This window comes from Amycolatopsis iheyensis (genome assembly GCF_024703995.1).
Classification (GTDB): Bacteria; Actinomycetota; Actinomycetes; order Mycobacteriales; family Pseudonocardiaceae; genus Amycolatopsis; species Amycolatopsis iheyensis.
In genome coordinates this window covers 497,218-519,247 of the sequence record NZ_JAMXQV010000003.1, presented here as the reverse complement: position 1 = coordinate 519,247, position 22,030 = coordinate 497,218, and the positions used below count along the sequence as shown (strand labels likewise).

Here is a 22,030-nt window from a genome sequence, read left to right as displayed (position 1 = left end):
GAGGCCACCACCATGTCCGTCCTGTTCGATCACCTCGGTGAGCTGCTCACCGGTCTGCTGGTGACCCTCGAGCTGGCCGTGCTCGCCTTCCCACTCGCGCTGGTCATCGGCACCGTGCTCGGCGTCTGCCGGGTCGGCCCGATCGCGCCGCTGCGCACGGTGGCCGGGTTCTACGTCCAGTGCCTGCGCAACTCGCCCTTGCTGCTCGTCCTCGTCATGGTGGTGTTCGGGTTGCCCTACGTCGGGGCGACCGTGCCGTTGTTCGGCTCGGTCGTCCTCGGCCTGGGGCTGTACTTCGGGGCGTACGTGTGCGAGACGGTCCGGTCGGGCATCGCGGCCGTCCCGACCGGCCAGATCGAAGCGGCCCGCGCGATCGGGCTGACCTTTTCCGGCGTCCTGCGGCAAGTCGTGCTGCCGCAGGCGTTCCGGTCCATGGCCCAGCCGCTGGGCATGATCTTCATCAACGTCAGCCTCGCGTCGGCCCTCGGCGCGGCGGTCGGCGTGCAGGAGCTCACCGGCTCCGCGCGGCAGTTCAACCTCGACCACGCCCAGCCCATCCCCAGCTTCGTCGCGGCGGCGATCGGCTACCTGCTGATCACGCTCACCGCGGGGCAGCTGACCGGGGTCATCGAGCGGAAGGTGCGGATCCGGCGATGAAGACCACCGTGTTGTTCGACGAGCTCGGCCCGCGCGGCCGGAAGCGGCTGCGGATCGCGACGGTCGTCGCGGTCGTGGTCGTCGTGGGCGCCCTCGTCGGGATCTTCTTCCAGCTCCAGCACGTCGGCCAGCTGTCGTCGCGGCTGTGGTCGCCGCTGGCGTCGTGGCCCAACATCCGCTACCTGCTCGACGGCCTGGGCATGACGTTGCGCATCGGCCTCTCGTGCGCGGCGATGTCCCTGGTGTTCGGCACGCTCTTCGGCCTCGGCCGGCTGTCCCCACGCCGCTGGCTTTCACTGCCGTGCGCGGCGGCGATCGAGCTGTTCCGGGCGATCCCGCTGATCCTGCTGGTGTACTTCTTCCTGATCGGCCTGCCGGCGTTCGGCTGGAACCTGCCGCCGTTCTGGGTGCTGTCGATCCCGATCGTGCTGCACGCGGGCTCGGTGTTCGCGGAGATCGTCCGCGCGGGCGTGAACTCACTGGACCGCGGCCAGTTCGACGCGGCGGCGGCGATCGGCTTGCGCCGCGGCCAGGCGTTGCGGCTGGTGGTGCTGCCCCAGGTGTTCCGGGCGTTGCGGCCGGCCCTGGTGACGCAGGTGATCCGGACGCTCAAGGAGTCGAGCCTCGGGTACGTGGTGAGCTATCCGGAGCTGCTGCGCAACGGGCAGGTGCTCGGCGAGTACAACGCGAACTTCCTGCAGGCGTACGCGTTGACGGCGGCGTTCTACATCGTGATCAACTTCGGGCTGTCCCGGGTGGCGGACCTGCTGGACCGCCCGCCGCGCCGACGTCGCCGGGCGAAGGTGTCCGAAGTGGACTCACCCGCGCCCGCGGCGGCGATGGAGAGCGTGTCCTGAATGTTCCAGACCGGCCTCGCCGGGGCGGCTTGCCACCACCGCCCCGGTGAGGCTTTCCACTACGCGTCACATGGCCACGGCGCGCAAGAAGGTCTCCAGCGTGATGTTCCGTCCACAGAGGACAACCGCGACCCGCTTCCCCCGGTACCGCTCGGCGGTCTTGATCAACCCCGCGACGGCGACCCCAGCAGCGCCCTCGATCATCCACCGCTCCCCCTCGGCGACCTTCCGCATCGCATGACCGATCTCGACCTCCGAAACGGTCACGGTCTCGTCGATCACCTCCTGGCAGATCGGGAACGTCACCGAGCCCGGCTCCACCGCCCCGGCCGAACCGTCCGACAGCGTCGGGGACTCCGGGGTCTCCACGATCTCCCCCGCCTTCAGCGAGTCGAGCAGGCAGGTCGACGCCGCCGGCCAGACGCCGACCACCTCCGTCCGCGGGCTCAACGCCTTCAGCGCCGTTCCCACGCCGCCGATGAGACCACCTCCGCCGACGCAAGCGAACACCGCGTCCAGGTCCGGGGCCTGCTCGGCCAGCTCCACCCCCAGCGTGCCCTGTCCCGCCACGGTGTCGACGTCGTTATACGGCGCCACGTACGGCTTGCCCCGCTGCTCGGCCTGCCGGCGTGCTTCCTGTTCCGCGTCCAGCGGGCCGCCGGGGACCACGACGAGGTCCGCGCCGAGCGCCTCGATCGCCGCCATCTTGGCCTGGGTCGTGGTCTCGCCGACGTAGACGGTCACGCCCACGCCGGCCAGCTTCCCGGCCCGGGCGACGCCCTGGCCGTGGTTGCCCGTCGACGCCGTGATCACTCCGGTGCGCTTCGCCGCCTCGCCGAGCGTGCGGATCTTGTTGGCCGAGCCGCGGACCTTGAACGAGCCGGTCGGCATCAGGTGGTCGGTCTTCAGCCACACGTCGCAGCCCAGCTCCGCCGACAGCAGCCGGCTGCGCTCGAGGGTGCTCACCGGCACTTCGGGGCGGATGCCACGGTGCGCGTCCATGATCCGGTCCAGGAGAGAGGTCATGCTGATAATATAGCCTATAAGCTATGCGGAAGGGCTTGACGAGATGACGACCTTGGACAGCTACGCCAGCCTCTCCCGGCTCGACCTGGCCGGCACGACCTACCGGGTCCACCGGCTGGCCGCCGTGCCCGGCGCCGACCGGCTGCCGCTGAGCCACAAGATCCTGCTGGAAAACCTGCTGCGCCACGAAGACGGCCACACGGTCACGGCCGCGCAGATCGAAAAGCTCGTGCGCGGCGAGCCGGACGTCGTCGCTTTCTCGCCGTCGCGGGTCTTCCTGCACGACACCAACGGCGTCCCGGTGCTGACCGACCTGGCCGCGCTGCGGGACGCCGTCGCCGAGGCGGGCGGCGACCCGGCGGCCGTACGCCCGCACATCCCCAGCCACCTGACCGTCGACCACTCGATCGCGACCGAGGTGTCCGGTCGGCCGGACGCGCTACGCCGCAACGTCGAGATCGAGTACGCGCGCAACGCGGAACGCTTCCGCTTCCTCAAGTGGGGCGAGCGGCTCGACGGCCTGCGCGTCGTCCCGCCCGGCACCGGGATCATGCACCAGATCAACCTGGAGCACCTGGCGAGCGTCGTCGAACGCCGGGCCGGCTGGGCGTTCCCGGACACCTGCGCCGGCACCGACTCCCACACCACGATGGTCAACGCACTGGGCGTGCTGGCCTGGGGTGTCGGCGGGGTCGAGGCCGAGGTCGCGCTGCTCGGGCAGCCGCTGAGCCTGCTCGTCCCGCCCGTCGTCGGCGTCGAGCTGACCGGCGACCTCGGGCCGGGCGTGACCGCGACCGACCTGGTGCTCACCATCGCCGAAACCCTGCGCGCGCACGGGGTTGTCGGGAAGTTCGTCGAGTTCACCGGGCCCGCGGTGGCGCGGATCCCCCTCGCCCACCGCGCGACGATCTCGAACATGTGCCCGGAGTTCGGCGCCACCGCGGCGATGTTCCCCATCGACGACACGACCCTCGGCTACCTGCGCCTCACCGGACGCGCGGCCGAGCACGTCACCGCCGTCGAGGTCTACGCGAAGGAACAGGGCCTCTGGCGCGATTCCGGCGCACTCGTCCGGTACGACGAGCGGGTGCGGATCGACCTCTCCGCCGTCGTCCCGTCGCTCGCCGGGCCGCGGCGGCCGCAGGACCGCATCGCACTCGGCGACGTCCCGGCGAACGCGGCGGTCGAGTCCACAAAGGACGTCCCGGTCGCCATCGCGGCGATCACGTCGTGCACCAACACGTCCAACCCGCACGTGATGGTCGCCGCCGGTCTGCTCGCCCGCAACGCCCGGGCGCGCGGGCTGATCACCAAGCCGTGGGTGAAAACGAGTCTCGCGCCGGGATCCAAGACGGTCACCGAGTACCTCAGCCGGGCCGGGTTGACCGAGCCGCTCGACGAGCTGGGTTTCCAGCTCGTCGGGTACGGCTGCATGACGTGCATCGGCAATTCCGGGCCGCTGCTGCCCGAAGCCGCGGCCGCCGTCGCGGAAGGCACGGTCGTCGCGTCGGTGTTGTCCGGCAACCGGAACTTCGACGGCCGGATCAACAACGACGTCTCGCTCAACTACCTCGCCTCGCCGCCGCTGGTCGTCGCGTATGCGCTCGCCGGGTCGCTCACGCACGACTTGACCACCGAACCGCTCGGCGTCGACCAGCACGGCGAGCCGGTGTTCCTCGCCGACCTCTGGCCGGACGACGCCGAGGTCGACGCCGTCGTCACCGCGCACCTGACACCGGAGCTGTTCCGGGACGCGTACTCCGACGTCTTCGACGGTGACGGCCACTGGGCGGGGGTGCCCGCCGCGGACGGGGCGCGATTCCGCTGGGAGGAGGGCTCGACCTACCTGCGCCGCCCGCCGTTCCTCGACGACGTCGCGCCGCCACCCGCGGACCTGCACGGTGCGCGGGCGCTGGTGCTCCTCGGCGACTCGGTCACCACCGACCACATCAGCCCGGCCGGGCGCATCCCGCCGTCGAGCTGCGCCGGGCAGTACCTGACCGGGCTCGGCGAGGCGGACCTCAACACCTACGCCTCGCGCCGCGGCAACTTCGAGGTGATGGTGCGCGGCGGATTCGCCAACCCGCGCCTGAAGAACCGGCTCGGCCCGGGCGGCCGGACCCGCGACGCATCCGGAAAAGCCGTCCCGGTGTACGACGCGGCGAAGTCGTTCGACGGCACTCCCCTGCTGGTGATCGCGGGCCGCGAGTACGGCACCGGGTCGTCACGCGACTGGGCGGCGAAGGCCACGGCGCTGCTCAAGGTGCGGGTCGTGCTGGCCGAGTCGTTCGAGCGGATCCACCGGTCCAACCTGGTCCAGCTGGGTGTGCTGCCACTGCAGTTCTCCGCCGGGCAGAACGCGGATACGCTGGGGCTGGACGGCACCGAGGAGTTCGACCTGCTCGGCATTCCCGAAGCCGTCGGCGACCCGGCCCGGCCGGTGCTCGTGCGGGTCCGGCCGACCGGGGTCGAGTTCGAGGTCCGCGCCCGGCTCGACACTCCTCAGGAAGCGGTCTACTACGCCCACGGCGGCGTCCTCCCCCACACCCTCGGGCGGTTCCGTGCCCGAGGTCGAAGCCGGCACCCCCGGAAAGGACGTTCCCGCATGACCACATTCACCGAACCGGCCCCCTCTTTCGCCGCCGAGAGCCTGCGCGGTGCGCTGCGCGAGCACTGGGACCTCACGGACATCACCTTGCGACCGCTGGACAGCGAGCGTGACCTCAACGTGCGCGTCGGCGACCGGTTCGTCCTCAAGATCTCCAACCCGGCCGAGCGCGAGGACGTGGTCGACATGGAGGTCCGCGGGCTGGCCCACGTGCGCGCCGCGGACCCCGGCCTGCCGGTGCCCGAGCCGGTCGGCGCCGTCGCGCGGCTCACCGACGACACCGGCCGCCCCTGCCTGGCGCGGCTGAGCACTCTGCTGCCGGGCCGTCCCCTCGAAGGAAGCCCGGTCGACGACACCGTGGCGGCACGGGTCGGCGCGGTCGCCGCACGGGTTTCCGTGGCGCTGCAAGGCTTTTTCCACCCCGCAGCGGGCCGCGAGCTGCTGTGGGACGTGCGCCGGATGCCGGCGGTGGTGGCCGCGTCCGGGATCGGCCGGGCCGAGCTCGTCGCCCGGGTGGCGCCGGCGCTGGCCGCGACCGCCACGCTGCCGGCCGGTCCGCAGCACGCCGACGTCACGCTCACCAACGTCCTGGCCGAGGCCGGCGTGGTCACCGGCGTGATCGACTTCGGCGACCTGCACCACACGGCCGCCGTCACCGACCTGGCCGCCACCCTGACCTCGGTGCTGCGGCGGGCCGAAAACCCTTGGCGTGCCACGGAAGCCGTGCTGCGCGGCTACCAGCGGCACCGGGCGCTGAGCGCGGCCGAGGTCGCGGTGCTCGGCGAGCTGGTCATCGCCCGCCTGCTCACCACACTGGCGGTGTCGGCAACGCGGCGGGAGACGCACCGCGACAACGAGCGGTACATCACGCAGTACGACGACACCAGCGAGCGGCTGCTCCGGGTGCTCGGCGCGCTCACCCCGGACGAGCTGGGTGACCGGCTGGCGCGGCTGGCCGGCACCCGTGACCTCGCTTCGGCCGTGCCCGCGCGCGAACTGCCGTCCCGCCGGGCCGCGGCGATGGGCGGCGGGCTGTCCCCGCTGTTCTACCGCCGTCCGCTCGAACTGGTTCGCGGTGAAGGCGCTTGGCTGTACGCCCGCGACGGCGCCCGGTACCTGGACGCGTACAACAACGTGGCCGTGCTCGGGCACGCGCACCCGGCCGTCACCCGCGCGGTCGGGCGGCAGCTGGCCGAGCTGAACACGCATTCGCGGTACCTGCACGGCGGGATCGCCGGGCTCGCCGAGCGCATCCTCGCCACGATGCCGCCGGAGCTGGACACGTGCCTGTTCACCACGTCGGGCACCGAGGCGAACGAGCTGGCCTGGCGGCTGGCCACCGCGTACACCGGCGGTGACGCGGCGGTCATCGCCGAGCACGCTTACCACGGTTCGTCGAAGTGGATGGCGGACCTGAGCTCGAACGAATGGCCGCCGGGCTACCGGCCCGCGCACGTCGGCACCTTCGCCGCCCCTCGGGAGCCCGCCGCGGAACCGCGGATCGACGCGGGAGGACTGCGTCCGGCGCTGGTGCTCGCCGACTCGCAGTTCACCTCCGAAGGCATCCTCGACGCGTCCCCCGGGTTCCTGGCCGGCTTGGTCGAGGGCGCCCACGCGGCCGGCGCGCTGTACCTGGCCGACGAAGTCCAGTCCGGCTACGGCCGCAGCGGGCCGCGGCTGTGGCGGTTCGCGCTCGCCGGGATCACGCCGGACCTGGTGACGCTGGGCAAGCCGATGGGCGCGGGCTACCCGATCGGCGCGCTGGTCACGCGCCGCGAAATCGCCGACGTGCTGGCGCGCGAGTACGAATACTTCTCGACGTTCGCGGCCACCCCGGCCGCGGCGGCCGCCGGGCACGCCGTGCTGGACATCCTGGAGCTGACCGAGCTGCCGGCTCAGGCGGTCCGCGTCGGCGAGCACCTCCGCCGGGGCCTGCGCGCGCTGGCAGCCGAGTCTCCGATCCTCGGCGCGGTGCGGGGCACGGGACTGCTGGCGGGCGTCGACGTGGCCTCCCGTGAGGTGGCGCGGGCCCTGCTCGAAGGGCTCGTCGAGCGCGGCGTGCTCGCGGGGCTGACCGGCCCCGGCGGAAATGTGCTGAAGGTGCGTCCCCCGCTGGTCTGGGAGACGGCCCACGCCGACGAGTTCCTCGCCCGGCTGGCCGAAACCCTCACCGCGCGGTGAGGGTTTCGCGGAAGGCCCCGAGGCTATGGGCTATAGGATCGTCCGATGAGTGCTCTGCCCCGCCCGGCCCTCACGAAGAACGCCTACGCCTACGAGGAGCTGCGCCGCCGCATCCTCGCCGGGGAGCTGGTCCAGGGCCAGCCGATCTCCCAGGAGCAGCTGGCCGCCGAGCTCGGCGTCAGCACCACTCCCCTGCGCGAAGCGCTCCGGCGGCTGGACGCCGAGGGCCTGGTGCACCTCGACGCGCACCGCGACGCGCGGGTCACCCAGCTCAACGCCGAGGAGGCACGCAGCCTGTTCGAGATCCGCGAGAAGCTCGACCCGCTGGCCGCCAAGCTCGCGGCGAGCCGCCGCACGGACGCCGACATCGCGGCGATCGAAGCGGCGCTGAAGGAGCTCGAACCGCTCAGCGCGTCGACGGGCTTCGAGTCCTTGCTGGTGCACCGCGCGTTCCACCGCAGTGTCTACACCGCGTCGCACAACCCGCTGCTGTCGTCGCTGCTGGAAGGGCTCTGGGACAAGGCCGACCGCTACCGCCTGATCGGCCTGCGGGCGAAGCCGGACTCGGCCGAAGATTCCGAGCGCGTCCGCCGCGAGCACCTCGCGATCGCCGAGGCCGTCATCTCGGGTGACGCGCGGGCGGCCGAGCAGGCGATGAAGAAGCACGTGCTCGGCAGCCTCGGCCGCCGGGCGATCGCCGCGCTGGCGGACTGAGCACCCGGTGACCCGCGCGCGGGTCACCGGGTGATCGGTCAGCTGAAGGCTTCGGCGTTGTCCTCGGCCCACTGCCGGAAGGTGCGGGCCGGCGCCCCGGTGATGTCTTCGACGGTGGACGTCACGACGCACTCGGCCGCCATCTGCGCGGCCATGGTCCGGATCATGAAGTCCGGCCACCTCGGCTCGGTGTCCTCCGGCGCGACGTCGACGACCTCGATCACGCGGCCGATGACCGCGCCGATCGTCTCGATGTGCTGCTGCTGCGTCAGGGCTTCCGGGCCGGTCAGCCAGTACGCCTGACCCTCGTGGCCGGCCTCGGTCAGTGCGCGGACGGCCACGTCGGCGATGTCCCGCTCGTGGATCGACGCGGTCTGCAGCTGCAGGAACGGCATGCGCAGCGTCTCCCCGGCCCGGATCCGCGGCGCGAAGTTGAGCTGCTTGCTGGAGAACGTCGTCGGGCGGAGGAAGGTCCACGCGATCCCGGACTCCTTCAGCGCGTCTTCCACCGTGGAGTGCGTGGTCGCGTTGCGGGTCTGGCGCATGAGGGGTTCGACCACCGACGCCGACGAGAGCAGCACGACGTGCTCGACGCCGGCCTTCTGCGCGGCGCCGACGAACTCGCCGACGCTCTCCGGGTTGGCGTAGAGAAAGACCTTCTTGATGCCTTCGAGCGCCGCCGGCAGGCTCCCCGGCTCGTCCAGGTCGAGGCGGACGACCTCGACCTCGTCGGGCAGTGCGCCGGGTTTCGGCGTCCGGCTGGTCCCCCGGACGGGGACGCCGGCGGCCAGCAACCCGGCCACCACGTGGCCGCCGACGCTGCCGTAAGCGCCGATGACAAGAACGGACATGCTTCTCCCGGGAGTTGGCGGGCGGCGTTCGGACGAATCGCCGTCAAACTACAGCATCTGAATATTTTAAGCAGCAGTAGGTTTCTGTGGTCGAGCGGCATTGTGGATGTGTCCCAGGACACTATGCGCCGTTCACCGAGGGTGATGCCCAGCTGCCGCGGCGGCAGTTCAGGGCTCGATGCCCGCCGCGCGCAGCCACACCACCCGGCACGTCTCCGAAGCCCGGTCGAGCGCCTCCGGGGAGACCGCCGACGCGTGGTAGAACGTCCGCTCGATCATCCAGCACAGCGCACCCGCGACGGCCCGGGCGCCGTCGGGCTCGTCGTGCGCCGCCACTCCGGCGCGGACGAGGATCGCCGTGATCGCGTCGATGAAGATGTCCGCCGTTTCCAGCCACAGCGCGCCCAGCTCCGGGATGGCCGAGGACTGGTCGATCGCGACGCGCATGATCAGCCCGTGCTCGTGCCAGCGTTCGCGGGTGCGCCGCAGGGCCGTCGCGATCGCGTCGCGGGGCGCCGCCGGGTCGTCGGCCGCCGCGCGGGACTTCTCGTGCAGTGCCTCGACCGTCTTGGTGAAGAGCGCGACCAGCGCCTCCTGCTTGGAACTGAAGTAGAAGTACATCGACGCGCGGGACAGCCCGGCGCGCTGGGCGATGTCGTTGGTCGTGAGCGCGTCGAAGCTCTTGACCGCCAGCAGCTCCTCGAGGACTTCGAGCAGCTTCGACTCGCGCAAGTCCCCTTTGGACGGTGCGGCGCGCCGGCGGCCCGGCTCAGGCATCGGTCGCCGCGATCTGGTGCCCGTCCGGGAAGTCCGTGGACCGCGACAGCGCTTCCCAGGCTTCGATGTCGGCGGTCACCGCGCCCCGGCCGCTCGCCACCAGGCGCAGCGCGTCCGAACCGAGCACCAGGTGCACCGGCGGCCGCTCCGCCTCGATCACCCGCAGCACGGCTTCGGCGGCCTTGGCGGGGTTGCCGAGCTGGTTGCCGCTGGCGGCGTGGCGAGCCGCGCGGATCGGCTCGAAGAGCTCGTCGTAGTCGGCGATCGAGCGGTCGCTGCGGACCATCGAGCGGCCCGCCCAGTCCGTCCGGAACGAGCCGGGTTCGAGGACGGTCACCCGCACCCCGAACCCGGCGACCTCCTTGGCCAGCGTTTCGAGCATGCCCTCCACCGCGTACTTGCTGCCGCAGTAGTACGCCAGCCCGGGCACGGTCATCAGCCCGCCCATCGAGCTGACGGCGAAGATGTGCCCGGAGCGCCGCTGCCGCATGCCCGGCAGGACGGCGTGGACGGTGGCCGCCACCCCGAACACGTTCACGTCGAACTGCGCGCGCAGTTCGGCCATCGGGGACTCTTCGAACACGCCCTCGTGCCCGTAGCCGGCGTTCGCGATCAGCACGTCGATCGGGCCGACGGTGCGCTCCACCTCGCCGACCACGGCGAAAACCGCCTCGTCGTCGGTCACGTCGAGCTGCCGCGCGTGGGCGTGCCCGGGCGCCAGCGCTTCGAACTTCGCCAGGTCATCGGGCTTGCGGACGGTGCCGACGACGGTGTGCCCGGCCGCCAGCGCGCCCTCGGCGAAAGCCCGGCCGAGGCCGCTGCTCGCGCCGGTGATCAGGAAGGTTCGCTTCGTCATGCCGCCGACTCTACACCTCGTCGATAAAACTCGACACTGTGTCGACTCAGTGGTCAGCGGCCGTAGGCTTCGAGCAGCCGCAGCCACACCTCGCTGACCGTGGGGAACGCCGGGACCGCGTGCCAGAGCCGGTCGATCGGCACCTCGCCGGCCACTGCGATCGTCGCCGCGTGGATCATCTCCGCGACGTCGGGTCCGACGAGGGTGAAGCCGACGATCACCTTGCGGTCCTCGTCGACGACCATGCGGGCGCGTCCCCGGTAGCCCTCGGCGTGCACGGCGGATCCCGCCGTGGCGGCCAGGTCGTGGTCCACGACCCGGATGCGCAGCCCGGCGGCCTCGGCCCTGGCCGCGGTCAGGCCGACCGACGCGACTTCCGGGTCGGTGAAGACCACCTGCGGCACCGCGCGCACGTCCGCGGTGGCCGCGTGCCGCCCCCAGGGAGCGTCGTCGAGGGGCTCGTCCTTCGCGCGGGCCACGATGACGTCGCCGACCACGCGAGCCTGGTACTTGCCCTGGTGCGTCAGCAGCACGCGCCGGTTCACATCACCGGCCGCGTACAGCCAGTCGCCGACCCGCATCGTGTCGTCGACCGTCAGCCAGGACCCCGGCGTCAAGCCGACGTTCTCCAGACCGAGGTCCTGGGTGTTCGGCGTCCGGCCGATCGCGACGAGCAGCTCGTCGGCTTCGATCTGTTCGCCGTCGGTGAGCGTGATGGCCACCGTGCCGTCGTCGTTGCGCTTGACCGAACCGGCTTCGGCGCCGACGCGCACCGAAACCCCCTTGTCCTGCAAAGAAACGGTCACCTCCTCGCCGACGAACGGCTCGTTGAGGTGCAGCACGCCGTCGCGGGCCAGCATCGTCACCGACGACCCCAGCTCGCTGAACGCGGTCGCCATCTCCGAGGCCACCACCCCGCCGCCGATGACGGCCAGCCGGGCCGGGACCTCCTTCGCCGCCACGGTTTCGCGGCTCGTCCACGGTTTCGCGTCGCGGAGGCCCTCGATGTCCGGGACCAGCGCGGCGCTGCCGGTGGCGACGACGACCGCGTGCCGCGCGGTCAGCGTGGTCGTGGTGCCGTCGGCGGCGGTCACCTCGACCAGCCGCTCGCCGGCGATCCGGCCGTGCCCGCGGTGCAGCGGGACACCCGCCGACTCGAGCCAGGACACCTGGCCCTCGTCGTTCCAGTGCGACGCGAAGGAGTCGCGACGGCGGAGCACCGCGGCCACGTCCAGCTCGCCGGTCACCGCCTCCCGCGCGCCGGGCACCCGGCGGGCGGCCCGGAGTGCCGCGCCGCTGCGCAGCAACGCCTTGGTGGGCATGCAGGCCCAGTAGGAGCACTCGCCCCCGACCAGCTCCCGCTCCACGATCGCGGCGGTCAGCCCGCCCCGCACCACGCGGTCGGCCACGTTCTCGCCGACCGGGCCGGCCCCGATGACGACGACGTCGTAGGTGGTCACGTCAGCTGCCCTTCGCGGCGCGGCCGAGGCGGATCGCCGAGACGAGGAAGAAGATGCCGCCGAGGACGGCGTAACCGGCCACATTGGACAGTGACGCGTTCGCCGCGGACGCCCCGGCGATGAACGACCCACCGGCCAGCACGGAGATGCCACCACTGAGGATCATCGGCCACTGGCCGCCCATCTTGCGGCGGGTGACGCCGACGACCAGCTGGACGAGCCCGGCCACGATCGCCCAGGCGCCCCACACCCGCAGCACGCCCGGGATACCCGAGGTGGCGGCGACGGCGATCCCGATGGCCGCGAGCGAGCTGATCGCCATGTTCACGTACAGGCCGGTCACCGAGCCGCCGCTCTTGGCCGAACGAGCGTCGACGATGGCCGCGGCGACGTCGAACAACGGGTAGACGACGACCAGGGCGATGCCCACCGCCCCCAAGCCCGACTTGGTCGTCAGGAACACCAGGACCGCCCACACGATGGCGAACGCGAACCGCACGAAGTACAACCGGCGCAGCGCCGGGGCGAACCCACCAACGGCGGGCGAGTCGACAGTAGTCACCATGATCCCTTTCGCAAGACCGAACGTTCTATCTCATCTGAGCTTGTCGGACTTGCCCGGGGACGTCAAGACCGAACGTTCTATCCAAAGTCTTACGGCCGACGCTCGTCGGCCCGCTCGACGTGGCCGGTCAGGCCGAGTTACTCCGCCTCGGAGGCGAGGCGAAAGCGCAGGATTCCTTCGACACCGTCGAGGAACGTGTCGCCGACCTCGGCCGCGTCCGCCAGGCAGCCCGACGCCATCGCGCCGTCGCGCAGCATCACGAAGTGCCGCGCCGCGGGCCCCGCCGGCGTTTCACCGACCTGCGCGAGCAGGTCCGTGACGACGCCGAGGAACCACTCGCGGTGGGCGAGCACGGCTTGGTGCACGGGATGCGCGGGATCCGGGTACTCCGCGACCGCGTTGAGGAAGGCGCAGCCGCGGAAGTGCGCCGACCGGATGCCGTCGGCGATCGACCGGGCGATGGCGCGGAGGGCGTCGACCGCGGGCGGCTCGCCGGCGAGGACCTTGTCGAACCCTTCGCGCTCCATCTCGTGCACACCCCGCAGGTAGGCGACGACGAGGTCTTCCTTGCCCGGGAAGTGCCGGTACAGCGTGGCGCGGGTGATCTGCGCCTCCGCGACGATCCGGTCGATCCCGACGGAGTGCAGGCCTTCCGCGTAGAAGATCCGGGTGGCCGTCTCGAGCAGCCTCGACCGGGCTTCGGACACCTGACCACCGGACTTGAGCGCCATCCGCCCGAGTTTAGCAGAGAGAACGTTCAGTATCGCGCTTCCGGGAGTGCCCGCCCCCGGTTCACTGCACGGGGACGAGCGGGGCGTCGAGGAGGCTCCGATCACCGTCGATGCCGTGCGCCAGCGCGGCCGCCACGTCCTCGTGGGGCGTGCCCGGCCGGACGGCGCCGACCTCGGACAGCCACCGGTAGTGCTCGTCGGCGAGGTCGACGGCGAGCGCGTCGAGGTAGCCCTTCAGGTGGGCCTCGGTGCGCGGGCCCACGATGGGGACCAGCGAGGTCCGCGCCTCGGCGGCGCGCCGGCGCAGCCAGGCCAGCGCGACCTGGACCGGCCCGGTCCCGGTCTTCTCGGCGACGTCGAGGACCGCGTCCAGCACGGCGGCCCGCCCGGCGTCCGCCGGCCGGGCGCTGAGCCGGCCCGGCTCGCCGCGCCGGTACTTGCCCGTCAGCAGGCCGCCCGCGAGCGGCGAGTACAGGACGACACCGAGGCCGTGCGCCTCGGCCATCGGCAGCAGCTCCCGCTCCGCGGAGCGTTCGGCCAGGCTGTACTCGGTCTGGATGCCGGCCAGCGAGGGGTGCCCGCGCAGCTCCGCGCGGACCGCGGCGCCGGCCACCCGCCAGGCCGGGAAGTTCGACAGCCCGCCGTAGCGGATCTTGCCCGCACGGATCAGGTCCTCGAAGCCGGCCAGGATCTCGGCCACCGGGGTGAGGCCGTCGGGGAAGTGCGGCATGAAGACGTCGACGTAGCCGGTCTTCAAGCGCCGCAGGCTGTCCTCCAGCGAGCGGACCATGGTCTTGCGGCTGTTGCCGGTGGTGCCCGGCCGGACCGCGGCCTGCCGGCTCCCGCTGTACTTGGTGATCAGCACGAAGTCGTCGCGGTCGCGGCCGAGGAGCTCGCCGAGCACGGTCTCGGCCTCCCCTGCCTGGTAGATGTTCGAGACGTCGAAGGTGGTGCCGCCGGCGGCGACGAACGTCTCGAAGATCGCCTTCGCGCCCGCGACGCCCGCGGCGGTGGGCGCCGAGCCGAAGGTGGCGGTGCCGAGCACGTACTCCGAGATCCGCAGCCCGCTGTGTCGTCCGAAAGCCTGGTAGCGCACCTGAATCCTCCTCGAGCGGGTATGGTGGCGACGCTACCACAAAAAACGAATGGTCGTTCTTTATGCCGAGAGTCACGCAAGCCCACCTCGACGCCCGCCGCCGTCAGATCCTCGACGCGGCCCGCGCCCGCTTCGCCACGCACGGCTTCGCGCGGACGTCGATGACCGACCTCGTCGAAGCCTCGGGCCTCTCCGTCGGGGCGATCTACCGGTACTTCAAGGGCAAGGACGAGATCGTCACGGCCATCTGCGAGGAGGCGAGCCAGGCGCTGCCCGCCGAGCTGACGACCGGGTCGGTGCACGGGTTCCTCGAGCACATCCGCACGATGGCGCGCGAGGAGGACCACGCGCGGCTGGTGGCGCAGATCTACGCGGAGGCCGCGGTCTCCCCTCCCCTGGCGGCCTTGGTGGACCGGCAGCTCGACGACCTACGCGCGGCCGTCGCCTCGCTGCTGCCAGGCCGCGAGCCGGCCGAGGCGGCCCGGATCGCGGAGGCGTTCGTGGCTCTGTGCCACGGATATGCCCAGCAGCTCGCCGTGCGCGGCGACGTCGACCCGGCGCCTTTCACGGCGGCGCTGGTGGCGATCATCGAGTCCTGAGGGCCGCGTGGCGGGGAGACGAACGTCGCGTCCGCGAGCAAAGCGCTTGCCGTGCTCCCACTCCCCGGGGTTAAGCTGCGCTCGTGCCCCTGACCGTCCGTTTCGCCCGTGGCCGCCGGCCGCGTGGCTGCCAGGCGCCCGCGCGGCGCGTGCGCGGACGCCGGGTGCGGTACGCGATCGGCTCCGAGGCGGGCCAGGTCGACGGGATGCGATGGCACCGTGCGCCGCGCGTCGTGAGGGATCACTGAACACTCGGTGAGCCCCCGCGTTCGTGCGCTCCGGTGATCCCCGACCAGCCACGAATCACCCGGCACCGCCCGGGTCAGGAGCACAGCCACCATGAACTTCTTCTTCCCGGCCGCGCCGGGACACTTCCCCGACGCCAAAGGGTACTTCGGCGCCTTCGGCGGCCAGTTCGTCCCGCAGGCGCTCGTCGCCGCCATCGACCAGGTGGCCGCCGAGTACGACCGGGCCAAGGCGGATCCCGCCTTCGTCGCCCGGTTCGAGGACCTGCTCGCCCACTACGTCGGACGCCCGAGCGCGCTCACCGAAGTGCCGCGCTTCGCCGAGCACGCCGGCGGTGCGCGGGTCTTCCTCAAGCGCGAAGACCTCAACCACACCGGCTCGCACAAGGTGAACAACGCGCTCGGCCAGGCGTTGCTGGCCCAGCGGATGGGCAAGACCCGCGTCATCGCCGAGACCGGGGCGGGCTCGCACGGCGTCGCGACCGCCACCGCGTGCGCGTTGACCGGCCTCGCCTGCACCGTCTACATGGGAGAGACGGACATGCGCCGCCAGGCCGTCAACGTGGCGCGGATGGAGCTGCTTGGCGCGCGGGTCGTCCCGGTGACGTCGGGTTCGCGCACCCTCAAGGACGCGATCAACGAGACGTTCCGCGACTGGGTCGCCCGCGTCGACGACACGCACTACCTGTTCGGGACGGTCGCCGGGCCGCACCCGTTCCCGGCCATGATCCGCGACTTCCAGCGCGTCATCGGCGTCGAAGCCCGCCGTCAGCTCCTGGCCCGGACCGGACGGCTGCCCGACGCCGCAATCGCTTGCGTCGGCGGCGGTTCCAACGCGATCGGCTTGTTCCACGCCTTCCTCGACGACCACGGCGTGCGCCTGGTCGGGTGTGAGGCCGCGGGCCACGGCGTGGCCGGCGGGAAGCACGCGGCGTCGCTGTCGGCGGGCGAACCCGGTGTCCTGCACGGCTCCCGCTCCTACGTCCTGCAGGACGACGAAGGCCAGATCCTCGAAGCCTGGTCGATCTCGGCCGGGCTCGACTACCCCGGCGTCGGCCCGGAACACGCGCACCTGCACGACTCCGGCCGTGCCGAGTACCGCCCGGTGACCGACGACGAGGCGATGCACGCGTTCCGGCTGCTCGCCGTGACCGAAGGCATCGTCCCGGCAATCGAAAGCGCGCACGCGCTGGCCGGGGCGCTCGAGGTCGGCGTCGAGCTCGGCCCGGACGCCGTCCTGCTGGTGAACCTCTCCGGACGCGGTGACAAGGACCTCGACACGGCGGCCGTCCACTTCGGACTGGAGGGCGCGCGATGAGCCTCCGGCTGCTCACCGAGACCCTCGGCCGGGCCGGGACGGAGGGCCGGGCGGCCCTCATCGCGTACCTGCCCGCCGGCTTCCCGACGGTCGACGACGGGATCGCGGCCCTGCGGGCGACCCTCGACGCGGGCGCGGACATCGTCGAAGTCGGCCTGCCGCACAGCGACCCGGTGCTGGACGGCCCGGTCATCCAGACCGCCGACGACCTCGCGCTGCGCGGCGGGGTCCGGATCGCGGACGTCCTGCGCACGGTGCGCGAGGTCCACGCGGCCACGGGCAAGCCGGTGCTGGTGATGTCGTACTGGAACCCGGTGTCCCGCTACGGCGCCGAGCGGTTCGCCCGCGAGCTGGCCGCGGCCGGCGGTTCGGGCTGCGTGCTGCCGGACCTCCCGGTGGCCGAGTCGGCGCCGTGGCGCCGGCACGCGGCCGAGCACGGGCTGGCCACCGTGTTCGTGGTCGCGCCGAGCAGCACGGACGCCCAGCTGGCGGAGACCGCCGAGGCGGGCACGGGCTTCGTCTACGCGGCCGCGCTGATGGGTGTCACCGGCGCGCGGTCCACTGTGGACGCGGGCGCGGCCGTGCTGGCACGCCGGTTGCGCGCGGTCACGGACCTGCCGGTGTGTGTCGGCATGGGTGTGTCGGACGAGGCTCAGGCTGCTGAGGTGGCCGGGTTCGCCGACGGGGTGATCGTCGGATCGGCCCTGGTCAGCACCCTCCTCGACGGCTCGGGGGTGGCCGGGCTCGAACGCCTCACCGGCCGGCTCGCGGCTGGGGTGCGCACGGTGTGAGCCGGGTGGCCGGGCCCGCGGGCCCGGCCACCACTCAAGCCACCTCGATCACGACCTTCCCCGCAGCATGCCCATCTTCGACGATCGCAAGCGCTCGTACGGCTCACAACGGGGCGCGCACCACCTGAACGGGGCCGGGCCGGCGGTGACGTCGGCCCGGCCACCGCTCAAGCCACCTCGATCACGACCTTCCCCGCAGCATGCCCACTCTCGACAACGGCAAGCGCCGCCGGAGCATCGGAAAGCGGATAAACCGCACTGATCACCGGAGCAAGCACACCCTCGAGCGCAAACCGGGCCGCACGCGCCAGATTCACGCGATCAAGCCGCCGCTCGACGAACCGGCCGCCGATCTCCGGCACGGACTGATCGCCCACGGCGACGACATCGCGGGGTGCGCGCGCCAGCGGGGCGACCGCCCGCAGCGAAGCGCCGCCGACCACGTCGACGATCCCGTCGAAGCCGCCGGGGACCAGCTCGCGCGCCGCGGCGACGACGTCCTCCGCGGTGTAGTCCAGGAACCGGACCCCGGCGGCCTCGGCCGGCTCGCGCTTGGCCGCGCTGCCGGTGCCGAGCACCCGCAGCCCGCGTGCGGCCGCCAGCCGGGCGACCGCCAGGCCCACTCCGCCGCCGACGCCGTTGACCAGGATCGTGGCGCCGGCCGGGAGGCCGAGCTGGTCGAGCGCGTCGACCGCCGTCGTGCCGGCCACCGGCAGCGTTGCCACCGCGGTCGCCGGCAGACCCGTCGGGACGCGGGCGGTGTTCGCCGCGGACAGCACCGTCGTCTCGGCGTAGGTGCCGCCGCCGGTCAGCGCGAAGCCGAAGACCGCGTCGCCCACCTCGAGCCCGTCGACCTCGGCCCCCAGCGCGAGAACCGTTCCCGCGGCCTCCATGCCCAGCACGCGGGGGAACGGGCGCCCGCCGTCGAGCCCGGGGACCAGTCCCGCGCGCAGGAGGTGGTCGAGGGGATTCACCCCGGCGACGTCGACCCGGACCAGCACCTCACCCGGGCCGGGGACGGGATCGGGGCGCTCGAAGAGCTCCTGCACCTCGGGTCCGCCGTACCTGCCGAAACCCCACGCCTGTCCCATGTGCCGCTGCCTTCCGGGTGACCGGCCCGGTGGTTCCGGGCACTGCGGCCATGCTGCGGGCTGACACCGGTGTCAGGGGCAACCGCGTGCGGCGCGGGTCACAGCCGCGCCCGGTGCCGGCTGTTGGCGTCCAGCAGCTCGTCGAGCGCGTCCCGGGTTTCGGTCAGGTGCGCGATTTCGGCGTCGATCCGGTCGCGCTCGCCCTGCATGGTGGCGAACGCCGAGTCGACGACGGCCGGGTCGTCGGGGGTCTCGACGCACGGCAGCACGGTCGCGATCACCCGGCTGGACAACCCCGCGTCGAACAGCTGCCGGATCAGCACCACGCGCTCGACCCCGGCCTCGGCGTAGTGGCGCTGCCCGGTGCCGGACCGGGTGCTGGCCAGCAGGCCTTGCGCTTCGTAGTACCGCAGTGAGCGCGGGCTCACACCCGTGCGCCGGGACAGCTCGCCGATCCTCATCCTTCGAAGTTACGCCGGCGGCCGGCCGCCCCTTTCCCCGAACGAGCTCCCCGGCTACAGTCCAAGACCATTGGGAGCGCTCCCAGCACGGTCGGTTCGGCGATGTCCGGAACAGTCGTGCGAAGGAGAAGGTGCATGCGAAGCAGAACAGTGGCCGCCGGTGCGCTGGCCGCGTTGGCCGTGAGCGGTGTGGTCGCCACGACCACGTGGGCGGGCGCACAGGCCGCCGGCTCGGCGTTCTACGTCGACCCGGGGACCAACGCGGCCGCATGGGTCGCGGCGAACGCCGGCGACTACCGAGCCGCGGTCATCCGCGACCGCGTGGCCGCGGTGCCGCAGGCGCGGTGGTTCACCACCACGAACACCAGCACGGTGCGCGGCGAGGTGGACGCCTACACCGGGGCCGCGGCGGCCGCCGGGAAGATCCCGATCATGGTCGTCTACGACATCCCGAACCGGGACTGCGGCGGCGCGAGCAGCGGCGGGGCACCGTCGCACGACGCCTACCGCGCGTGGATCGACCAGGTGGCGGCCGGGTTGGCCGGCCGCCCCGCGGCCATCGTGCTCGAGCCCGACGTGCTCGCGCTCATGACCACCTGCCAGAGCGGCGACCAGCAGAGCCAGACCACCGCGTCGATCGCCTACGCCGGCAAACGGCTCAAGGCCGGCTCGGCGCAGGCGAAGGTGTATTTCGACATCGGGCACTCCGCCTGGCTGTCCGCCGGGGACGCCGCCACGCGGCTGCGGGCCGCCGACATCTCGAACAGCGCCGACGGCATCGCCACCAACGTGTCCAACTACCGCGCGACCGGTGACGAAGTCGCCTACGACAAGGCAGTTCTCGGCCGGCTCGGCGACTCCCGGCTGAAGGCCGTCGTCGACACGAGCCGCAACGGCAACGGGCCGCAGGGCAGCGAGTGGTGCGACCCCGCCGGGCGCGCGATCGGCACCCCGAGCACCGAGCAGACCGGCGACAGCTCGATCGCCGCGTTCCTCTGGGTCAAGCCGCCGGGCGAGGCCGACGGCTGCCTCGCCACCGCCGGTCAGTTCGTGCCGCAGCGGGCCTACGACCTCGCGATCGCCGCCCCCGTGACGACGACGCCGACCACACCCACCAGCACCACCCCGACCAGCACGACCCCCCAGCCGTCCGGCGGCTGCGCGGTCACCCAGCGGGTGATCAGCACGTGGTCGACCGGGTACACCGGGGAAATCGTGGTCGAGAACCGCGGCGCGCCGGTGGACCACTGGACACTCACCTTCACCGCGCCCGGGGTGACTGTGAGCCAGGGCTGGAACGGCAGCTGGACCGACACCGGCGACGTCGTCAAGGTCGAAAACGCGTCCTGGAACGGCACACTCGGCACCGGCGCCACCACCACGATCGGCTACAACGCGAGCTACACCGGGAGCGCGCCGCCGTTCCAGTCGGCGGCGCTGAACGGCACCACCTGCTCCTGAGCACCTTGGTGAATCGTTCAAGATTGTCCAGTAATGGTCAAGAGACAACTGTCACCTCGTGCTCGGCGAATCACTTTCGAGAGGATGACGTGCACGTCATTCATTGGTGATCTCCGAGGAGAGGTGCATGAGCGACCTCAGTGCTCCACCCGGCCCCGGTCTGCGCATCGGGCTGGTCGCGGAGTCGAAGAAAGCCGAAACACGGGTGGCCCTCACGCCCGACGCCGTGCGCAAGGCGATCGGGCTGGGCTACACCGTCGTGATCGAGAGCGGGACCGGTGTGCGCTCCGGGTTCGACGACGAGGCCTACGCCGCCGCCGGCGCGGAAGTGTCGCCGCATCCGGTGTGGGACGCCGATGTCGTGGTCACGATCAACGCGCCCGAGCCGGCCGAGCTCGAGCGGCTGGGCGAGGGCACGGTGCTGGTGTCGATGCTGGCGCCCGCGCTCGAGCCGGACCGGCTGGCGGCGCTGGCCGCCCGCGGGGTCACGGCGCTCGCGATGGACGCGGTGCCCCGCATCTCACGGGCGCAGTCGCTGGACGTGCTCAGCTCGATGGCGAACATCGCCGGGTACCGCGCGGTGATCGAGGCGGCGCACGCGTTCGGGCGGTTCTTCACCGGCCAGGTCACCGCCGCGGGCAAGGTCCCGCCGGCGAAGGTGCTCGTCGCGGGCGCCGGCGTGGCCGGGCTGGCGGCGATCGCGGCCGCGAACAGCCTGGGCGCCGTGGTGCGCGCGACGGACCCGCGGCCGGAGGTCGCCGACCAGGTCCGCTCGCTCGGCGGCGAGTACCTGGCGGTCGAGGTCGAGCAGGAGGCGAGCACCGACGGCTACGCCAAAGCGACGTCGGAGGACTACGACAAGCGGGCGGCGGAGATCTACTCCGAGCAGGCCGCCGACGTCGACATCGTGATCACGACCGCCCTCATCCCGGGCCGGCCCGCGCCGAAGCTGATGACGGCCGAGCAGGTCGCCTCGATGAAGCCGGGCAGCGTGATCGTGGACATGGCCGCCGCCCAGGGCGGCAACGTGGCGGGCACCGTGGCCGGCGAGGTCGTCACCACCGGCAACGGCGTGACGATCATCGGCTACACCGACCTGCCCGCCCGGCTGCCCGCGCAGGCCTCGCAGCTCTACGGCACGAACGTGGTCAACCTGCTGAAGCTGCTCACCCCCGAGAAGGACGGCCGGCTCACCCTCGACTTCGACGACGCCGTGCAGCGCGGGCTGACGGTGGTCCGAGACGGCGAGGTCCTGTGGCCGCCTCCCCCGGTCTCGGTGAGCGCGGCCCCGCAGGCGGCGCCGGCCCCGCAGGCGGAAGCGGAGCCGGAAAAGCCCCGTTCGCCGTGGCCGCGGGTGGCGGGCGCCGGGCTGGGCGGCGTGGCACTGTTCCTGGCGTCGGCGTTCGCGCCTCCCGAGCTGGCCGGGCACCTGACGGTGTTCGTGCTCGCGATCGTCATCGGCTTCTACGTGATCGGCAACGTGCACCACGCGCTGCACACGCCGTTGATGTCGGTCACCAACGCCATCTCCGGGATCATCGTCGTCGGCGCGATCCTGCAGATCACCGGCGGCGGCGCGCTGACCACCGTCCTGGCCACCGCCGCGGTGCTGCTGGCCGCCATCAACGTCGTCGGTGGCTTCGCGGTGACCCGCCGGATGCTGTCGATGTTCTCGAGGAGCTGAG

At 72.2% G+C, this 22,030-nt stretch carries 20 protein-coding genes and 1 pseudogene; 11 read left to right on the top strand and 10 right to left on the bottom strand.

Going from position 1 to position 22,030, the window contains the following annotated elements; all coding sequences use genetic code 11:
* Positions 1 to 12: 12 nt before the first annotated feature.
* Positions 13 to 657: an amino acid ABC transporter permease gene (locus M8542_RS09530; protein ID WP_257919670.1), complete on the top strand. Its 645-nt coding sequence runs from the start codon at positions 13 to 15 to the stop codon at positions 655 to 657.
* Positions 654 to 1,514 carry an amino acid ABC transporter permease gene (locus tag M8542_RS09525; protein WP_257919669.1) on the top strand — a complete coding sequence of 287 codons (861 nt, stop codon included), beginning with the start codon at positions 654 to 656 and terminating at the stop codon, positions 1,512 to 1,514. Before M8542_RS09530 ends, M8542_RS09525 begins: the two co-directional genes overlap by 4 nt.
* 66 nt (positions 1,515 to 1,580) lie before the next feature.
* On the opposite strand, the gene M8542_RS09520 is transcribed toward M8542_RS09525, so the two are convergent.
* On the bottom strand, positions 1,581 to 2,540 hold the full coding sequence (locus M8542_RS09520; RefSeq protein ID WP_257919668.1) for a threonine/serine dehydratase: 960 nt from the start codon (positions 2,538 to 2,540) through the stop codon (positions 1,581 to 1,583).
* Positions 2,541 to 2,583: 43 nt separating this feature from the next.
* Between M8542_RS09520 and M8542_RS50600 the strand changes: the two are divergent.
* The 3 genes and pseudogenes from M8542_RS50600 to M8542_RS09505 all read left to right on the top strand — a co-directional run.
* A pseudogene (locus M8542_RS50600) lies at positions 2,584 to 5,106 on the top strand (aconitate hydratase); the annotation flags it as partial.
* A gap of 39 nt (positions 5,107 to 5,145) precedes the next feature.
* Positions 5,146 to 7,329 (top strand): aminotransferase class III-fold pyridoxal phosphate-dependent enzyme, encoded by a 2,184-nt coding sequence (locus M8542_RS50595; RefSeq protein ID WP_257919734.1) that lies wholly within the window; start codon positions 5,146 to 5,148, stop codon positions 7,327 to 7,329.
* Positions 7,330 to 7,374: 45 nt separating this feature from the next.
* Complete coding sequence (locus tag M8542_RS09505; protein ID WP_257919667.1) at positions 7,375 to 8,043, top strand: GntR family transcriptional regulator; 669 nt, start codon at positions 7,375 to 7,377, stop codon at positions 8,041 to 8,043.
* Between the two features lie 38 nt (positions 8,044 to 8,081).
* On the opposite strand, the gene M8542_RS09500 is transcribed toward M8542_RS09505, so the two are convergent.
* The 7 genes from M8542_RS09500 to M8542_RS09470 all read right to left on the bottom strand — a co-directional run bounded on the left by M8542_RS09500 (position 8,082) and on the right by M8542_RS09470 (position 14,379).
* Positions 8,082 to 8,894, bottom strand: coding sequence for an SDR family oxidoreductase (locus M8542_RS09500; protein ID WP_257919666.1), 813 nt, complete (start codon positions 8,892 to 8,894; stop codon positions 8,082 to 8,084).
* A gap of 168 nt (positions 8,895 to 9,062) precedes the next feature.
* The gene (locus M8542_RS09495) at positions 9,063 to 9,626 is read right to left on the bottom strand and encodes a TetR/AcrR family transcriptional regulator (protein ID WP_257919665.1); all 564 of its coding nucleotides are present in this window, start codon (positions 9,624 to 9,626) and stop codon (positions 9,063 to 9,065) included.
* Between the two features lie 37 nt (positions 9,627 to 9,663).
* On the bottom strand, positions 9,664 to 10,527 hold the full coding sequence (locus M8542_RS09490) for an oxidoreductase (protein ID WP_257919664.1): 864 nt from the start codon (positions 10,525 to 10,527) through the stop codon (positions 9,664 to 9,666).
* 53 nt (positions 10,528 to 10,580) lie between these two features.
* On the bottom strand, positions 10,581 to 11,987 hold the full coding sequence (locus tag M8542_RS09485; protein WP_257919663.1) for a dihydrolipoyl dehydrogenase family protein: 1,407 nt from the start codon (positions 11,985 to 11,987) through the stop codon (positions 10,581 to 10,583).
* Position 11,988: 1 nt separating this feature from the next.
* Positions 11,989 to 12,552, bottom strand: a complete 564-nt coding sequence (locus M8542_RS09480; protein WP_257919662.1) for a hypothetical protein — start codon at positions 12,550 to 12,552, stop codon at positions 11,989 to 11,991.
* 137 nt (positions 12,553 to 12,689) lie between these two features.
* Positions 12,690 to 13,283 (bottom strand): TetR/AcrR family transcriptional regulator, encoded by a 594-nt coding sequence (locus M8542_RS09475; protein ID WP_257919661.1) that lies wholly within the window; start codon positions 13,281 to 13,283, stop codon positions 12,690 to 12,692.
* Positions 13,284 to 13,344: 61 nt separating this feature from the next.
* Positions 13,345 to 14,379 (bottom strand): aldo/keto reductase, encoded by a 1,035-nt coding sequence (locus M8542_RS09470; protein WP_257919660.1) that lies wholly within the window; start codon positions 14,377 to 14,379, stop codon positions 13,345 to 13,347.
* Positions 14,380 to 14,441: 62 nt separating this feature from the next.
* Between M8542_RS09470 and M8542_RS09465 the strand changes: the two genes are divergently transcribed.
* The 4 genes from M8542_RS09465 (at position 14,442) to trpA (ending at position 17,332) form a co-directional block, all read left to right on the top strand.
* On the top strand, positions 14,442 to 14,978 hold the full coding sequence (locus M8542_RS09465; RefSeq protein WP_257919659.1) for a TetR/AcrR family transcriptional regulator: 537 nt from the start codon (positions 14,442 to 14,444) through the stop codon (positions 14,976 to 14,978).
* 83 nt (positions 14,979 to 15,061) lie between these two features.
* Complete coding sequence (trpM, locus tag M8542_RS50590; protein WP_372508513.1) at positions 15,062 to 15,226, top strand: tryptophan biosynthesis modulator TrpM; 165 nt, start codon at positions 15,062 to 15,064, stop codon at positions 15,224 to 15,226.
* 91 nt (positions 15,227 to 15,317) lie between these two features.
* Entirely contained in the window at positions 15,318 to 16,541 is a 1,224-nt protein-coding gene (gene trpB, locus M8542_RS09460) for a tryptophan synthase subunit beta (RefSeq protein ID WP_257919658.1), read from the top strand.
* Positions 16,538 to 17,332: a tryptophan synthase subunit alpha gene (gene trpA, locus M8542_RS09455; RefSeq protein WP_257919657.1), complete on the top strand. Its 795-nt coding sequence runs from the start codon at positions 16,538 to 16,540 to the stop codon at positions 17,330 to 17,332. The genes trpB and trpA overlap by 4 nt, the downstream gene beginning before the upstream one ends.
* A gap of 167 nt (positions 17,333 to 17,499) precedes the next feature.
* On the opposite strand, the gene M8542_RS09450 is transcribed toward trpA, so the two are convergent.
* Both M8542_RS09450 and M8542_RS09445 read right to left on the bottom strand, forming a co-directional pair.
* Positions 17,500 to 18,423: a quinone oxidoreductase family protein gene (locus M8542_RS09450; protein ID WP_257919656.1), complete on the bottom strand. Its 924-nt coding sequence runs from the start codon at positions 18,421 to 18,423 to the stop codon at positions 17,500 to 17,502.
* A 98-nt stretch (positions 18,424 to 18,521) separates the two neighbouring features.
* The gene (locus M8542_RS09445) at positions 18,522 to 18,884 is read right to left on the bottom strand and encodes a MerR family transcriptional regulator (RefSeq protein ID WP_257919655.1); all 363 of its coding nucleotides are present in this window, start codon (positions 18,882 to 18,884) and stop codon (positions 18,522 to 18,524) included.
* Between the two features lie 150 nt (positions 18,885 to 19,034).
* Between M8542_RS09445 and M8542_RS09440 the strand changes: the two genes are divergently transcribed.
* Positions 19,035 to 20,345, top strand: a complete 1,311-nt coding sequence (locus M8542_RS09440; RefSeq protein ID WP_308210249.1) for a glycoside hydrolase family 6 protein — start codon at positions 19,035 to 19,037, stop codon at positions 20,343 to 20,345.
* A gap of 127 nt (positions 20,346 to 20,472) precedes the next feature.
* A complete protein-coding gene (locus M8542_RS09435) occupies positions 20,473 to 22,029 on the top strand; it encodes a Re/Si-specific NAD(P)(+) transhydrogenase subunit alpha (protein ID WP_257919653.1) in 1,557 nt (518 codons plus the stop codon).
* The last annotated feature ends 1 nt before the right edge of the window (position 22,030 follow it).

Coding starts and splice junctions, on each gene's coding strand:
- M8542_RS09530 (WP_257919670.1), top strand. CDS start 13: ATGTCCGTCCTGTTCGATCACCTCGGTGAGCTGCTCACCGGTCTGCTG.
- M8542_RS09525 (WP_257919669.1), top strand. CDS start 654: ATGAAGACCACCGTGTTGTTCGACGAGCTCGGCCCGCGCGGCCGGAAG.
- M8542_RS09520 (WP_257919668.1), bottom strand. CDS start 2,540: ATGACCTCTCTCCTGGACCGGATCATGGACGCGCACCGTGGCATCCGC.
- M8542_RS50595 (WP_257919734.1), top strand. CDS start 5,146: ATGACCACATTCACCGAACCGGCCCCCTCTTTCGCCGCCGAGAGCCTG.
- M8542_RS09505 (WP_257919667.1), top strand. CDS start 7,375: ATGAGTGCTCTGCCCCGCCCGGCCCTCACGAAGAACGCCTACGCCTAC.
- M8542_RS09500 (WP_257919666.1), bottom strand. CDS start 8,894: ATGTCCGTTCTTGTCATCGGCGCTTACGGCAGCGTCGGCGGCCACGTG.
- M8542_RS09490 (WP_257919664.1), bottom strand. CDS start 10,527: ATGACGAAGCGAACCTTCCTGATCACCGGCGCGAGCAGCGGCCTCGGC.
- M8542_RS09480 (WP_257919662.1), bottom strand. CDS start 12,552: ATGGTGACTACTGTCGACTCGCCCGCCGTTGGTGGGTTCGCCCCGGCG.
- M8542_RS09475 (WP_257919661.1), bottom strand. CDS start 13,283: ATGGCGCTCAAGTCCGGTGGTCAGGTGTCCGAAGCCCGGTCGAGGCTG.
- M8542_RS09465 (WP_257919659.1), top strand. CDS start 14,442: ATGCCGAGAGTCACGCAAGCCCACCTCGACGCCCGCCGCCGTCAGATC.
- trpB (WP_257919658.1), top strand. CDS start 15,318: ATGAACTTCTTCTTCCCGGCCGCGCCGGGACACTTCCCCGACGCCAAA.
- trpA (WP_257919657.1), top strand. CDS start 16,538: ATGAGCCTCCGGCTGCTCACCGAGACCCTCGGCCGGGCCGGGACGGAG.
- M8542_RS09450 (WP_257919656.1), bottom strand. CDS start 18,423: ATGGGACAGGCGTGGGGTTTCGGCAGGTACGGCGGACCCGAGGTGCAG.
- M8542_RS09445 (WP_257919655.1), bottom strand. CDS start 18,884: ATGAGGATCGGCGAGCTGTCCCGGCGCACGGGTGTGAGCCCGCGCTCA.
- M8542_RS09435 (WP_257919653.1), top strand. CDS start 20,473: ATGAGCGACCTCAGTGCTCCACCCGGCCCCGGTCTGCGCATCGGGCTG.